Source organism: Devosia sp. (genome assembly GCF_041917035.1).
Lineage (GTDB): Bacteria > Pseudomonadota > Alphaproteobacteria > Rhizobiales > Devosiaceae > Devosia_A.
Window position 1 is genome coordinate 1 of the sequence record NZ_JAYRYM010000087.1, and the last position, 14,058, is coordinate 14,058.

Sequence of the window (14,058 nt, forward strand, 5' to 3'; positions counted from 1 at the left end):
CGAGCGGCCTCGCTCTTGCGGCGGCCAGCGGCCTGCCGATGCCCGCCATTGCCCAGGGCAAGAAGCTGACCTACTGGGGCGGCCTGATCTTCTCGGAGGATGCCAACAAGCTGCTCGTCGACACCATTACCGCCTGGGGACAGGCCAATGGCGTCGAGACCGAAGTGGTGATGATCAACCAGAACGAGACCACCCAGAAGGTCTCCGCCGCGGTTGCCTCGAACTCGATGCCGGACGCGCTCGATGTTGGCCTCGACCTGCTGCTGCTGTTGTCGCGCCAGGGCGTGTTCTCGGTGATCGACGATGTCTACAACAAGGTCGGGGAGGCCAATGGCGGCTGGTTCGACGGCCCGGCCCGCGCCACCGACACCTCTGCCGTGGCCGGCGGCCGCACCGGCGTGCCGTTCGGCGTCAACGGCAACCTGCTGCTCCGGCGCAAGGACCTGCTCGAGCCGGCCGGGTTCACCGCCGCACCGCAGACCTGGGAGGAACTGGTCGCCCAGGCCGTGGCCGTCAACAAGCCGCCGGTCTCCGGCCTCGGCCTCGCCCTCTCCAACGTCGGCGACGGCAACGTGCAGATCAACGTCATGCAGTCCTACGGCGGACGCATCGCCGACGACGCTGGCAAGAAGGTCACCATCAAGTCCGAGGAGACGCGAGCCTACCTCGCCTGGCTCAAGGACGCCTGGGACAAGGGAATCTTCCCGCCCGGCAACACCACCTGGGACGGCGCCGGCGACAACCAGGCCTACCTGTCCGGACAGGCCGCGTTCATCGCCAATACCGGCTCGGTGGGCATAGCTGCCAAGAAGGACGACCCCGAGCTGTTCGAGGCCAGCTCCTTCTCCCCGCTCCCTGCCGGACCCAAGGGCACGATCTCGCCGATCACCCCGCAGTCGCGTGTCGTCACCAAGGCGAGCGCCATGCAGGACGAGGCCAAGGCCCTGATCGAGCACCTGTCCAACCCCGATTTCATGAACGCCTATTTCGACGTGGCGATCTACGGGCCGGTGCTGAAGAACCAGGAGCAACTGGCCGCGTTCGGCGGGCAGAACACCATCCTCACCGGCCTGCTCGGGCTGGCCAAGGCGGGCACCGCGCCGGCCTATCCGGATGTCTACAACGCCGCCTATGCCGACCTGTCGTCGAACTTCATCATCCCGAAGATGGCGCAGCGCGTCGTCGTCGACGGCTGGGACTTCGACAAGGCGATGGACGAGGCCCAGGCCCAGGGCCAGGCCATCTACGACAAGTACTGATCTGAAGAACCTCCCAAGGTCCGCGGGCGGCTTCGGCCGTCCGCGGTTATCTCCAGCACGGACCAGGCCATGGCGAACGCTGCCGGTCAGCAAGCAGAGCGGACGAGCGCCTGGCGCCTCAGGGGAGGGGCCAGGGTCCGGCTGTTCGCCTACCTGCTCGTCGCGCCCGTCGTCCTGCTGATCCTCGGCCTCGTCGCCTACCCGTTCCTGTTCGCCATCTGGGTGTCGTTCACCGACATGGTGATCGGCAGCGTCGGCAACTTCGTGGGCTTCAAGAACTTCGCCTACCTCGCCGGTACCGCGACCTTCTGGAGTGCCATCTGGAACACGGTGACCATCGTGCTGGTCTCCGATGTGCTCAAGCTCCTGATCGGGCTGGGACTGGCGCTGCTGGTGCACCAGCATCTGCCGGGACGCGGGCTGTTCCGCTCCTTCCTGATGCTGCCCTGGGCCATGCCTGCCTTCGTCGCCTTCCTCACCTGGCGGGTGCTGTACCAGCCGATCGGCGGCGGCATCAACCTGATCCTCACCCAGACCGGCATCTACCCGCAGGTGATCGACTGGCTCGGCCAGCGCGCCACCGCCATGGGCGCGGTGATCACCGCTTCGGTCTGGCGCGGTTTCCCGTTCTGGTTCGTCTCGATCCTCGCGGCGCTGCAATCTGTACCCAAGGAACTCTACGAGGCGGCCGTCGTCGATGGCGCCAACAGCTGGCAGCGGTTCTGGAACGTCACGCTGCCGGGCATCATGCCGGTGATCATCGTCACAACGCTCCTGAGCTCGATCTGGACCGCCAATGGCTTCGAGCACGTCTGGCTGCTGACCGCCGGCGGCCCGTCCGACGCCACCATGGTGTTCCCGGTGCTGGCCTACTACGGCATGCAGACGCAGCGCATCGGCGAGGCCGCCGCGGTATCCGTCTACATGCTGCCGGTGCTGGCCATCCTCGTCATCTTCGCCACCTCGCTGATGATGCGGCGGGAGGAATAGATGGCGGCACTCGCCGGGCCGATGAGTGCGGACCTGGCCGGCGCCGGAGCGGCGCGGCGGCGCCTGCTGATCGGTCGCGTGCTGAGCTATGCGACGCTGGTCGTCGCCGTGCTGCTGGTGCTGTTCCCCATCTACTGGATGGTCATCACCTCGCTCAAGCTGCCGCGCGAGATCTACCGGGTGCCCTCGCTCTGGCCCAAGACCTTCACGCTCGACAATTTCGCCAAGCTCCTGAGCGATGGCGGCTTCCTCATCGCCATCCGCAATAGCCTGATCGTGGCCAGCATCGTCACGCTGATCTCGGTGATCATCTCGAGCTTTGCCGCCTACTCGATGGTGCGCTTCCGCTACCGTTTCCGTGGCGTCATCGGCCGGCTGATCCTGTTCGCCTACCTGACGCCGGGCTCGCTGCTGTTTATCCCGCTCTCGATCGTCATGGCGCAGCTGAGGCTGGGCAATTCCCTGGTCGGGCTGATCCTCGTCTACCTGACCTTCTCGCTGCCCCTCTCCACCTGGCTGCTGCAGGGCTATTTCCGCGGCGTGCCGCGCGAACTCGAGGAGCAGGGGATGATCGACGGACTCAGCCGATTCGGCGCCCTGGTCCGAATCGTGCTGCCGCTCTCGGCCCCGGGCATCGCGGCGGTCGCCATCTTCACCTTCACCGGCGCCTGGAACGAGCTGCTGTTTGCACTGGTTCTCATCACCTCCGAAAGCCAGCGCACGGCGCCCCTCGCGCTCAACTACCTCATCACCAGCGATGTGCTGCCCTGGGGTCCGCTGATGGCGGGTGCCGTCATCTCCTCGGTGCCGCTGATGATCCTGTACTTCGTCGCCCAGCGCTTCATGGTCGCCGGCATGACCGAGGGCTCGGTGAAGGGATGAGTATGCATCTCGCCGCCATCACGGTGATCATTCCCGCGAAAGCCGGAATCCCTGTTTGGCAAAGGCGCCGGCGGCAAGGCAAATGGACGTCCCCGCCTTTCGGGGATGACCCGGTGAATTGATCAAGAACCTGGATATGGGAACGGAAGAATGGGTATCAGGGTTGCGGTAGGGCAGTTTCACGAGCTGACCGAGGAAAGGCTGCGCTTTGCCGCGCAGATCGGCGCCACCGGGTTGCAGATGAACAACCCCACGCTGCCCGGCGACGCGCGCTGGGAGCAGAAGGACGTCCGCGCCCTCGTCGACAAAGTTGAGGCGGCGGGGCTCAAGTTCGAGGCCATCGAGAACGTCCCGACGCATTTCTATCACAAGGCCATGATGGGCCTCGACGGCCGCGACGAGCAGATCGAGAACTACCAGGCGACCATCCGCGCCGTGGCGCGCGCCGGCGTGCCGGTGCTGGGCCTGCATTTCATGCCGAACTCGGTCTGGACCACCGATCGCAGCGGCACCACCCGCGGCGGCGCCACGGCCCGCCAGTTCGACATGGCGGTGGTCGAGGCCAATGTCGACAATCTCGAGCTGCTGCGCTCGTTCATGCCGACAACGCTGGGGCGCGCCTCCTCGATGCCGCTGTTCGGCAAGGATGGCCCGGTGATCACCGAGGACCAGATGTGGTCCAACTACACCTACTTCATGAAGGCGGTGCTGCCCGTCGCCGAAGAGGAGGGGCTGAAGCTGGCGCTGCATCCCGACGATCCGCCGGTGCCAATGCTGGGCGGCGTGGCGCGCCTGTTCTACAAGCCCGACAACTTCAAGAAGGCCTACGATCTGGTCGGCCGCTCCGAGGCCTGGAGCCTCGATCTCTGCCTCGGCTGCTGCTCGGAGATGACCGGGGGCCGGAAGAACGTCACCGAGATGATCGAGTATTTCGCTCCCAGGGGACGCATTTCCTACATCCACTTCCGTGACGTGAAGGGGACGGTGCCGGATTTCACCGAGTGCTTCATCGGCGATGGCAACTTCGATCCCGCCGAGGTGATTGCGCTCCTCGCCAGGACCGGATTCGACGGCTTCCTGCTCGACGATCACGTGCCCAAGATGGACGGCGACAGCGACTGGAACCACCGCGGACGTTCGCACGCCATCGGCTACATGCAGGGGCTGATCCGCATGTACGAGTTCATGTCGAAGGCCTGACGGCCTTCGACGGGACGGCTACCGGGCCTCGCCGAGCTTCTCGCGCAGGGTGCCGCCGGTCGCGTAGACGATGTCGTCGATGCGCAGCCGCTGCTCGACGAAGTGCATCACCAGCCGGTCGGCATATTGCGCCTTGTTCGGGTCGCGATAGCCGAAGGCGATGATCACTTCGGGAGCGTCGGCGGTGCCGCTGGCGCCCACCGGCATGCAGGTGTTGGCGTAGTCGGCGCTGCTTTGCCACGGAATCGTGACGGCGGCATCCGCGCCCTCCGGCAGGTGCAGGGCGACGAGCGCCGTCAGTTCCGGGGTCAGGATGGCGAGAATCGGCGCCATGTCGCCGCTCAGCCGGGCGGCACAGTAGATCTCGCCCACCTGACCCGAGGTCAGCGACAACGCGGCGGCAGGTGTGGCGGTGAGGGCCAGCGCAGCGCTGGCGAACAGGATGGTCGGCTTCATGCCGCATTCATGCCACGCCTCGGCACCGGCTGCACCTATTTCGCGCATCGGCCGGCTCAATCGGGCAGCACCGTGATCATGAGATTGCGGTAGGCGACGGCGTTGCCGTGGTCCTGCAGGACGATGTGGCCGGCGGTGATCGTGCCGTACTCGGGCAGGGCGCCGAACTTGCTCAGCGCCACGCGTCGCTTCCACTCGGGCGAGCCGATCTCGTAGTCCAGCACCTCGGCGCCATTGAGCCAGTGCGCGACGCGATTGCCGTTCACCGCGATGCGCCCGCTGTTCCATTCGCCCACGGGCCGGGTGAAGTCGGCCGAAGGCGCGAACAGGCCGTAATTGCTGGCGGCCGACGTGAGCGGCGACTGGCCGTCGGGGTGGCCGGCATTGTCGAGGATCTGGTACTCGGCCCCGGTCTGGTAGGGCGCCCGGAACTCCTCGCTGCTGCGGTAGATCACGCCGGAATTGCCACCGGCGGAAATGCGCCACTCGAAGCTCAGCTCGAAATTGTGGAAGGTTTCGACGCTGACGAGATCGCCGCCGCCGGGCGCGTGCTCGATCACGCCGTCGCGGAGCGTCCATTGCTGGGGAATCCCGCTGCCGCGCCAGGCCCGCCACTCGGCCAGCGGCCGGGCCTCGTCCGCCAGCGCGGGGCCCAACGGAACAATCAGGATCATCAAGAAGGCCGCAATGCGCATCGGCTTGTCCTTCCCGCGACGAGCAACTGTCCGCCGGTCGCGACGGGCCGACCCGGAGCACGCCCGGGACGTCCGGCTTCCGTTCTTTGCCGGTTGTGGTACCACTATTCGCGACGAGCAGAAGCAGGCAACCTGTCCGAGCGAAGCGTCGCTGTGTCGCGGGACGCGCAGTCGGAAAGTCCAGCCGCGCCACGCCCCCGGGGACCGGATTCGCACAATTTCGCCGATACCAATATCCTTCATTGGAGTTCCAAGGGATTGTCGCTGCTAACCTCTCGTCAAGGATTGCCGGGAGAAGGCCGGCGGCCCATTAATGGATTGACAAGACAACAGCGAGTGGCCTGAAGACAGGCCGGCGACGGGGGAATGATGGCACAGACTGATACGGCAGGAAGTATGGCAGGCAGCACGCGGAGCGGAGCTGGGGTGGGGGTATGGATCTTCCGCGCTCTGCTCGTCGCCGGCGCTGCCTTCATGGTCTATACGTGGTTCCAGCCATGGTGGAGCGCCGATATCGCCGTCATCAAGGGTGAGAACGACATGGTGCTGCACCCGTGGGGAGTCGAGGCGGTTTCCCAGGTGCGCAACAATACCGACACCGCCCAGTTCGACATGCCCTTCTTCTTCGCCCCGCTGATGTGGGTTTACCTGGGCGTCTGCATGCTGCTCCTCGCGGCCAGCCTGGTCATCAATCGCCGGATCAAGCTCGGGCCGATCAGCCTGCCCATCGCGGTGATCCTGATCGCGTTCGTCGGCCTGTCCTACATGGCGGCACTCGGCATCGCCTACGGCATCGGAACGCTGAGGTCGGGGTGGGCAGGGGCCAACTTCATCGGCAAGTCGTCGATCCTGCAGGCCGAGACGGGCACCAAGATCAAGATGGTCTCCGATCTCCAGCTGGGCTTCTGGCTGTCGCTTGGTGCGGGAGGGTTCCTGACGTTCCTGGCGCTGATCCGCGGGCTGTTCGTTCGCAAGCCTAAGCAGGCCTGAGGCGACGACCCGGTCGGGCAGGGGATCGCCCGCGGCAGAGCTGGAACATCGCTGCAGAATTTGTGAACGCATCCCGGCCCCCGGGGTGCGTTCATCTGTCACGTGGGCGGCCTTGTGCGTTCCGGCCGGGGCGGTCGGGCGGCGTCCGGCCAGGTACCGCGGCCAGCAAAGGTCGGCCGTCTTTCGCCGCCGGCATCGGGTGGCGCGGCGCCTGCTGCTCATCACGCGAACCTCGCCGGCAAACCCGGGCGCACCGATTCGCGATCGGTGAAGCCCTTTGAGATCAACGCCTTGCATCGGCCGGTAGAGGCCATCTCGTTGCAGCCCGTCCGGCGTTGATCGACCGTGTTGGCGCGCGACCGTATCCCGGGATGCGGTCGCCATCGTGTCGGCATCCCGGCCATCCTAGAGGTCCCTCCACCGGGGCAAATTAGGATGTCCAATATTCAGGATTGGACCTGCCGGGTTCGTAGGATGCCAACGTTCCAGCCAGCGGATGTGTGTTGCATCTGTTTTTCTCAGGGAGGAACTCGATGAGAATGGCAAGACTCCTGGCCGGGACCTGCGTGGCAGCCCTGGCCTTGAGCGGGACGGCGGCATGGGCGCAAGTGACGCCCGAGCGTCTGGCGGCCGCCGGAACCGAGGCCGAGATGGGCAACTGGCTGACGGTCCACAAGACCTATGATTCCAATCGCTTCTCGAGCTTGAACCAGATCAATGCCGGCAATGTCGCGGGCCTGAAACTCGCCTTCGCCGTGCCGCTCGGAGGCCTGGAGCCGGCGGGCTTCGGCATTGGCTACATGGAAGGCACGCCGCTGGTCGACAACGGCTTCATGTATGTCAGCGACCCGTGGGGCACGCCGTACAAGATCGACGTCTCGTCGGGCACCCAAGGCAAGGTCGTCTGGGTCTGCGATACCGGCATCGACAAGGATCCGAGCCGTGGCGTGCTGCTGGCGCACCGTGGTCTCGCGCTCGCCGGAAACCTCGTCATCACGGCGCTGAACGATGGCCGCGTGGTGGCCTGCGACAGCGAAACCGGCGACGTGGCCTGGGAGCAGCAGGTTGGCAAGGAGCCCGGCGAAGGCTTCACCAGCGCCGCCCAAGTCGTGGGCAACAAGGTGCTCGTCGGCCAGTCCTACGGTGACTGGGCGACCCGCGGCTGGCTCGCGGCTCTCAATGCCGAGACCGGCGAAGAGCTGTGGCGCTTCTACACCGTTCCGGAGCCGGGTCAGCCCGGGTCGGAAACCTGGAAGTGCGAAGAAGCAGGCAATCCGGACTGCTGGAAGACCGGTGGTGCCGCGCTCTGGGTGTCGGGCTCCTACGATCCCGAATCGAACACCGTCTACTGGGGTACGGGTAACCCGGTGCCGATGTTCGATCCCGAATTCCGTCCGGGCGACAATCTCTACTCCAACTCGACGATCGCTCTCGACGCCGATACCGGTGCGCTGAAGTGGCACTTCCAGTACACGCCCGGCGACTACATGGACTATGACGAAGTCGGCGTTCAACTGCTGATGGATGCCAAGGTCAACGGCGAAGACCGCAAGGTGCTGTCGCACTTCGGCCGTAACGGCATCTTCTACTCGCTGGACCGGAACAACGGCTCCTACATCCACTCGGCCCAGTACGTCACCGAGCTGAACTGGACGAAGGGCGTCGATCCCAAGACTGGCAAGCCGGTCGAGTACGATCCGTCGAAGTCGCTGCAGGAATACGCCATGGGCGTGCTGCGTCGCGACCAGCCCGGCGTGACCAACTGCCCGCACTACTCGGGCGGTACGAACTACTATCCCACCGCCTACAACCCCACCACTGGTGTGGCCTATGCGGCTGGCATCGAGGCGTGCTCGGACATCGCGACCAAGTCGGTTGCGCCGCAGGACGTCGTGCCGGGCTCGGTCTTCCTCGGTGGCACTCTGACCACCAAGGGCATCCAGACGGGCTCGATCAACGCGATCGACGTGACGACGGGCAAGGCCGTTGCCAAGCAGAACACCCAGTATCCGAACAACAGCGGTGTGCTGGTGACTCCGGACCTCGTCTGGACCGGCTCGGTCGATGGCACGTTCGGTGCCTTTGACGCCAAGACGCTGGCCCCGGTGTGGTCGATGAACGTGGGCACCGCCTTCCGCGGCCCGCCGATGACCTACTCGGTCGGTGGCAAGCAGTACGTCGCCATCACGGGCGGCGCCCTGGGCGGCGGCAATGCCGGCGGCAACGTCGAGCTGACCAACAACCAGGCTGCCAACATGGTGTGGGTCTTCACGGTCAACTGATCTGACCTATCATCGGGCCGGGCAGCTTCGGCTGCCCGGCTCGTTGTCTTCTTCTCCGCCTGAACCCTGAGTGACCCAGATGTTTTTGGCCCGCGTCGCGGCTGTCGCCCTTGCCCTTGTGGCCCTGGCTGTACCCACGTCCCGGGCGCAGCAACTGCCCGATCTCGTCGGCGACCCGGAGCGTGGCAGGGTAGTGTTTCTGACCCTGGGTGGCTGCGTCAGTTGCCACGGCTGGCCAGGGGACGGCAAGACGGGGCTCGACATGCGCTCGCCGACCGGCGCGAATCTGCGTGAGAGCGAACTGGACAAGACGCTGCTGACCGAGGTCATTTCCTGCGGCCGCCCCGCCACCCAGATGCCCTATCATGACAGGGCCGCCTATCGCGATGCGCGCTGCTACGGCCTGCTCGCGGCCGACTTCGCCCCCGATACCGCACCGAACCGCGGCAAGCTGCTGCGCGAACAGGATATCGCCAACGTCGTGGCGTTCCTGCAGGCCAAGGTTGTTGGCCGCGCCGGCCCGCCGACGTTCGAGGAATGCATCGACATCTTTGCCAATCCCGCCGCGGCGGCCTGCAAGAACCTGAAGTGAGCTCGCGATGAGCAAAGAGTTCCTTCTTGCCCTTCTGAGCCTGGGCCTTTCGGCTCATCCCGCCCTCAGTCAGGAGCAGGTCAAGCCCGCCTACTCCATCTGGGACGTCGAACTGGGCCAGCCGCTGTCGCAGGCCCGCGACGGCGACGTCGGCGCCATCGCCTGTGGCACGGACGGCGGCCCGCCGGGGCAGGAGCTCAGGTCGTTCAACGACTACATGACCTGCACACCCGAGGCCTCGGGCCTTCGGGAGGTCTACTTCACCTACGACGACGAGCAGGACTACATCACCCTGGCGCTCGAGGTGGCTTACCAGTTCCTCAAGGGTGGAACCTCGGTCTATGCGCAGCCCGTGATCGTCTCGCTGCTCGTCGACGAGGCCGGCATCGTACAGGGCCGCCGGATCGTGACCGATGACCGGACCAGCGACTACGACCGGCGCAATGCCTACACTCTGAGCCGCAATTTCAAGGCCCGCTACGGCAAGTGGTCGCTGAACTGCAACGACGTTCCGATGCAGGAGGGCGAACAGCCCGTCGGCAAGCTGTTCGTGCACGAGATCTGCACCGGGCAATCGTCCGATGGCCAGACACGCATCGCGATCGAGGCCAGTTACCTGCGCAAGAAGGGGCAGCGCGCCATCAGTCAGGAGACCCAGCAGGTCAACAAGGGCTACTTCGAAAGCCAGACGCGTTACGAGGAAGTTCTCGCGCCCTACGATCCGAAGACGCTGTCATGACCTCAGCTCTGCGGTCGCCCGTTCGCCATGAAGTTTCCGGTCATCGTGGCCTTGTCGAAATCGACATCGGTCGTGGCCGCGCTGGTGAAGCGGTTGCCGTTGAGGGTGGCGCCGGTGACCTTGGCGCGACGCAGGTCGGCGCCGTAGAAGTCGGTCAGCGAGATCGTTGCATCGACGAAATTGGCGCTGCCGGCCTCGGCATTGATGAACGCACTGTTGGTGATGGTCGCTCCGGTGAATCGACTGCGGCCCATATGCGCGTCGATGAAGTTGGTCTCCGTCATCGACGTGTCGCTGAAATCGGCATTGTTGGCGAGTGCGTTGCGCAGGACGGCCCCATCCAGCACCGCGCCGACCAGTTTGGCCGAGGTCAGGCGCACCTTCTGCATGCGCGTCTCGGTCAGGTTGGCGCCCGAAAGGTCCGCGCCCGACACCTGGGCCTCGTAGAACATCGAGCGGGTGAAGTTCCCCTTGGCCATCTGGGCACGAGTCAGGTCGGCGAGATTGAAATTGGCGTTCACCGCGGTGACGTCGGTCAGGATCGCGCCGCTCAGGTCGGCGCGGTGGAAGGTGGCTTCCGTCAGGTTGGCGCCGCTGAGGTCAACCCCGGCCAGGTCGGCCTTCTTGAAATTGGCGCCCTGCAGGTCGCAGCCCCGGCACTCCTTGAGCGTTCCCGCGATCAGGTCCGCGACCTGATCCGCCTGGACCGGGGTCGCCAGCAGGATCATGGCGGCTGCCATCACGATGCGCATTGTGGGTCTCTCCTAGTGTCGAAAGGGCCAGATCTTGTCTTCTGATAAAGACCGCCACCACCGCTTTGCCGAATTCTGGACATTGGCGCTTTCAATAGCCGTGCTCGCCGGTGCTGCTTTCGCCGGTCCGGCGCAGGCCCAGTCGACGGACACCGGCATCACCGGCACGCCGGATGTGATTGATGCCGACGTGCTGAAGTTCGGCACGCAGCGCGTGATCCTGTGGGGTATCGATGCCCCCGAGAGACCGCAGACCTGCATCCTGAATGGCGCATTCTGGGGCTGCTACGACGCGGCGTTCCGTCATCTGCAACTGCTCGCCGGTCGCGGGGAAGTGACCTGCACCTACAAGGGCGATCCGGATCCGTTCGGCCGCCGCTTCGGCGTCTGCGAGAGTGGCGGTGACGATCTCAGCGCCGAGATGGTGCGGGCCGGTCTGGCGCTCCCCTTTCACGACCAGTCCGATGAGTACGATGCGGCCATGGCCGATGCGATCACCGCCGGGGTCGGCGTGTGGCAGGTGGGCGTGGTTTTTGAGGAGCCCTGGGTGTTTCGCCGCCGCGAGACTCCGGGCGATCTGCGATAGGACGGACAATGGCGCAAGTTGGCGATGCAATCATGGCACCGGGCCGCAGCGGGGCCTTCGACGCGGTGCTGAAATGGGTGCTTCTGATGGCGCTGATCGCGATCGCCACGGTGGTGTCGTATGACTACGGACTGCTGACCTACCTGTTCGGCGCCGACAAGTCGAAGATCACCGTACTGATCGCTGTCCTCTACGTGGGCTTCTCAGGCCATTGCCTGTGGATCCTGGTGGAACTGGCGCGCGAGTACCGCCGGGCGCTGCAGATCAAGGAGGCGCTGGCCAGGTCGACCAAGGTCCCCGAGCTGCCGCAGGGCACCATGATGATCGACCGCTACATGGCCGACGTGATCCGCTCGCGCGAGCACCCCTCGGAAGTGGAGGGCAACGCCCATCTGCTGATGATGAGCCTCGGAGCAAGCCTGCGCCGGCGCACCAAGATCGGCACCTACGGCACGGACCTGCTCTACAAGCTGGGCATGCTGGGCACCATGGTCGGCTTCGTCATGATGCTGAATTCCATGGGCGATCTGTCGAACTTCGACGTCGACACCCTGCGCGGCGCCCTGCAGCAGATGATCGCCGGCATGGCCGTCTCCCTGCTGACCACGATTGCCGGGCTGATCGGCGGCATCCTGCTTCGGCTGGAGTACAACATCGCCGATGCGCTGGTGACCGACATCAGCCAGACGGCCGTCAGCTTCACCGAAGTGTCCCTGCTGCCGCTGTTGGCTCGGGGCGAGCGCGATGTTTGAAGAGGAACAGGAACCGGAGTTCGAGATTTTCTCGGCTCTGCTGTTCAACTCCTTGAAGGCCATCACCTTCATGTTCTTCATCTCGTTCGCGATGATCAACGACCCGGCCGACGAGGGCAAGGTCGATCCGAAGGCCGAGATGATGATCACCGTGACCTGGCCCGACGACAATCCCGATGACGTCGACACCTACGTGGAGGACCCGGCCGGCAACATCGTCTGGTACAACCAGCGCGAAGGCGGCCTGATGAACCTCGAACGCGACGATCGCGGCATGTTCAAGGACGTTATCCTGCTGAACGGCAAGGAAATTTCGAATCCGCTGAACCAGGAGAGCGTGGCCTTCCGCGGGCTGCAGGACGGCGAGTACGTGGTCAACGTCGTTCACTACATCGCCAATGGATCGGCGCCCCTGCCGGTGACGGTGAAGGTGGAAAAGCTGAACCCCACGGTGAAGGTGATCTTCTACCAGACGCTGGAAATGAAGGGCACGGGCGACGAACAGACTGCCGTCCGCTTCACCCTGGCGGGACCCGACGTGATCAATGTCGTCAGTACGCCGAAGAGCCTCGTCGAGCTGACGCGGTCGTCGGGCGGCAAGGGCGGCGGCGGCGGGTCGATTGGCGCCGGGCAGGGCGGATCGATCGACGCAACGACTGGGCAAGTGATTCAGGAATGACCTTCACGATCCTGTCCCTGACGGCGGCCTATGCGCTGGTGGTGGCGCTGCTCGCCTACCTTCTGCTGTTGTCGCGGCTGCACTGGGTGTTCAAGGTGCTGGCGACCGCGGCGACCGTCGCACTCATTCCCCTGACGTTCAACGGCGTCGGGGAATTGCGTGGCCTGCCGTCCGACGGACCGATTCCGTTCAGCTTCCGCCTGCTTTGGGCTCAGGTGATCGAGCCCAGTCCGCTGCAGGGCGAAAAGGGACATGTCTACCTGTGGCTGCAGACGCTGGATGATGAGAACTACCCGGTGGGTCAGCCGCGGGCGTTCCAGCTGCCATACTCGGAGGATCTGGATATCAAGATCAGCGAGGCGATGGGCAAGATCTCCGAGGGCGAGCAGATCCAGGGCAAGCTCGATGCCGAGGAGGCCCTGCCCGAAGTGACCGCCGAGGCCCTGGCTCAGGAAATCGAGGCGGGCATGATCGAGGGCCGACCGGGCGGGGCAGGGACCGTGGGCGAGCGAGTCTTCCAGTTCGAACCCGGGATGCTGACCTTTGGCGTGGAAGCCGCCCCGGTGACGCCCGAGAAACCGCAGTAGAGGCGGGGCTCGTCTGACGCCGAGCTTGTCTCGGCGTGGAGCCGGATCATGATCGTCGACATGGCCTTGGGTCGGGTCCGCCGGCCTCGACAGCTGGTCATCCGGTCGGCGCCGCCATGCCATGTGCTTCGGGGGGTGTGCCGGCCTGCCGACGGGGCCTCCGCAAGCGCCGCGGCTGACCTTGCCGATCGAGGGCCTTACAGCCGGGGAACCTGCCGGTCTGCCGGCCGCGAGTTCAGACCTGCCGCTGCAGCGGAATCGTCCTATCGCGGGATGTTCGGACCGTGCAGATGGGCGCAACCGAAGAACGCCAAAGAACGGCGCAGCACCCGACTGGCGCGTCCGGTCAGGCCGGTTTGGCCGGTTGCGGCAGGTCGGTGCGCGCGCGGTCCTGCCGGCGGGTCAGGAAGGGCAGGATCAGGCTGGCGAGGCCGAAGGCCAGGATGGCCGCCAGGTTTGCCCCGATCAGCCAGCGCGCCCACCGCAGGGCCTCGACATCGGCACCGAACCAGCCCTGATCGCCCCACAGCAGGACGCGTCCCCGCTGGCCGTCGGCAGCGCCGAGCAGGATGGACTGGCCGAGGTCGACCCCGGTGCTGGCGTCCAGCCACAGCGTC

General features: G+C 65.4%; 16 protein-coding genes. 12 read left to right on the forward strand and 4 right to left on the reverse strand.

What is annotated here, in order from left to right:
- The 4 genes from ACE3TU_RS10835 to ACE3TU_RS10850 all read left to right on the forward strand — a co-directional run.
- Window positions 1–1,259: ABC transporter substrate-binding protein (locus tag ACE3TU_RS10835; RefSeq protein ID WP_374623941.1), on the forward strand; the 1,259-nt coding region annotated here is incomplete at its 5' end.
- A 69-nt stretch (window positions 1,260–1,328) separates the two neighbouring features.
- Complete coding sequence (locus tag ACE3TU_RS10840) at window positions 1,329–2,249, forward strand: carbohydrate ABC transporter permease (protein ID WP_374623944.1); 921 nt, start codon at window positions 1,329–1,331, stop codon at window positions 2,247–2,249.
- Window positions 2,250–3,131, forward strand: a complete 882-nt coding sequence (locus tag ACE3TU_RS10845) for a carbohydrate ABC transporter permease (RefSeq protein WP_374623947.1) — start codon at window positions 2,250–2,252, stop codon at window positions 3,129–3,131. It begins immediately after the preceding gene.
- A 150-nt stretch (window positions 3,132–3,281) separates the two neighbouring features.
- Complete coding sequence (locus tag ACE3TU_RS10850; protein ID WP_374623950.1) at window positions 3,282–4,331, forward strand: mannonate dehydratase; 1,050 nt, start codon at window positions 3,282–3,284, stop codon at window positions 4,329–4,331.
- An 18-nt stretch (window positions 4,332–4,349) separates the two neighbouring features.
- On the opposite strand, the gene ACE3TU_RS10855 is transcribed toward ACE3TU_RS10850, so the two are convergent.
- Window positions 4,350–4,787: a hypothetical protein gene (locus tag ACE3TU_RS10855; protein WP_374623953.1), complete on the reverse strand. Its 438-nt coding sequence runs from the start codon at window positions 4,785–4,787 to the stop codon at window positions 4,350–4,352.
- A gap of 56 nt (window positions 4,788–4,843) precedes the next feature.
- Window positions 4,844–5,482, reverse strand: coding sequence for a DUF1080 domain-containing protein (locus ACE3TU_RS10860; RefSeq protein ID WP_374623956.1), 639 nt, complete (start codon window positions 5,480–5,482; stop codon window positions 4,844–4,846).
- Between the two features lie 426 nt (window positions 5,483–5,908).
- Here ACE3TU_RS10860 and ACE3TU_RS10865 point away from each other — a divergent pair, with 426 nt between their 5' ends.
- From ACE3TU_RS10865 to ACE3TU_RS10880, 4 genes are all read left to right on the forward strand, one after another.
- On the forward strand, window positions 5,909–6,472 hold the full coding sequence (locus ACE3TU_RS10865) for a hypothetical protein (RefSeq protein ID WP_374623958.1): 564 nt from the start codon (window positions 5,909–5,911) through the stop codon (window positions 6,470–6,472).
- 539 nt (window positions 6,473–7,011) lie between these two features.
- Window positions 7,012–8,754, forward strand: a complete 1,743-nt coding sequence (locus tag ACE3TU_RS10870) for a pyrroloquinoline quinone-dependent dehydrogenase (protein WP_374623961.1) — start codon at window positions 7,012–7,014, stop codon at window positions 8,752–8,754.
- A 79-nt stretch (window positions 8,755–8,833) separates the two neighbouring features.
- Window positions 8,834–9,346, forward strand: coding sequence for a cytochrome c (locus ACE3TU_RS10875; RefSeq protein ID WP_374623985.1), 513 nt, complete (start codon window positions 8,834–8,836; stop codon window positions 9,344–9,346).
- Between the two features lie 7 nt (window positions 9,347–9,353).
- The gene (locus tag ACE3TU_RS10880; RefSeq protein ID WP_374623964.1) at window positions 9,354–10,085 is read left to right on the forward strand and encodes a hypothetical protein; all 732 of its coding nucleotides are present in this window, start codon (window positions 9,354–9,356) and stop codon (window positions 10,083–10,085) included.
- 2 nt (window positions 10,086–10,087) lie between these two features.
- On the opposite strand, the gene ACE3TU_RS10885 is transcribed toward ACE3TU_RS10880, so the two are convergent.
- Window positions 10,088–10,837, reverse strand: coding sequence for a pentapeptide repeat-containing protein (locus tag ACE3TU_RS10885; RefSeq protein WP_374623967.1), 750 nt, complete (start codon window positions 10,835–10,837; stop codon window positions 10,088–10,090).
- A gap of 34 nt (window positions 10,838–10,871) precedes the next feature.
- Here ACE3TU_RS10885 and ACE3TU_RS10890 point away from each other — a divergent pair, with 34 nt between their 5' ends.
- The 4 genes from ACE3TU_RS10890 to ACE3TU_RS10905 are packed head-to-tail and all read left to right on the forward strand — an operon-like array spanning window position 10,872 to window position 13,441.
- Window positions 10,872–11,423 carry a thermonuclease family protein gene (locus ACE3TU_RS10890; protein ID WP_374623970.1) on the forward strand — a complete coding sequence of 184 codons (552 nt, stop codon included), beginning with the start codon at window positions 10,872–10,874 and terminating at the stop codon, window positions 11,421–11,423.
- 32 nt (window positions 11,424–11,455) lie between these two features.
- Window positions 11,456–12,175 (forward strand): MotA/TolQ/ExbB proton channel family protein, encoded by a 720-nt coding sequence (locus ACE3TU_RS10895; RefSeq protein WP_374623973.1) that lies wholly within the window; start codon window positions 11,456–11,458, stop codon window positions 12,173–12,175.
- A complete protein-coding gene (locus ACE3TU_RS10900) occupies window positions 12,168–12,854 on the forward strand; it encodes a hypothetical protein (protein ID WP_374623976.1) in 687 nt (228 codons plus the stop codon). Before ACE3TU_RS10895 ends, ACE3TU_RS10900 begins: the two co-directional genes overlap by 8 nt.
- On the forward strand, window positions 12,851–13,441 hold the full coding sequence (locus ACE3TU_RS10905; protein ID WP_374623979.1) for a hypothetical protein: 591 nt from the start codon (window positions 12,851–12,853) through the stop codon (window positions 13,439–13,441). Before ACE3TU_RS10900 ends, ACE3TU_RS10905 begins: the two co-directional genes overlap by 4 nt.
- A gap of 346 nt (window positions 13,442–13,787) precedes the next feature.
- Here the strand turns inward: ACE3TU_RS10905 and ACE3TU_RS10910 are convergent.
- On the reverse strand, window positions 13,788–14,058 hold a 271-nt coding region (locus tag ACE3TU_RS10910), incomplete at its 5' end, for a hypothetical protein (RefSeq protein WP_374623982.1).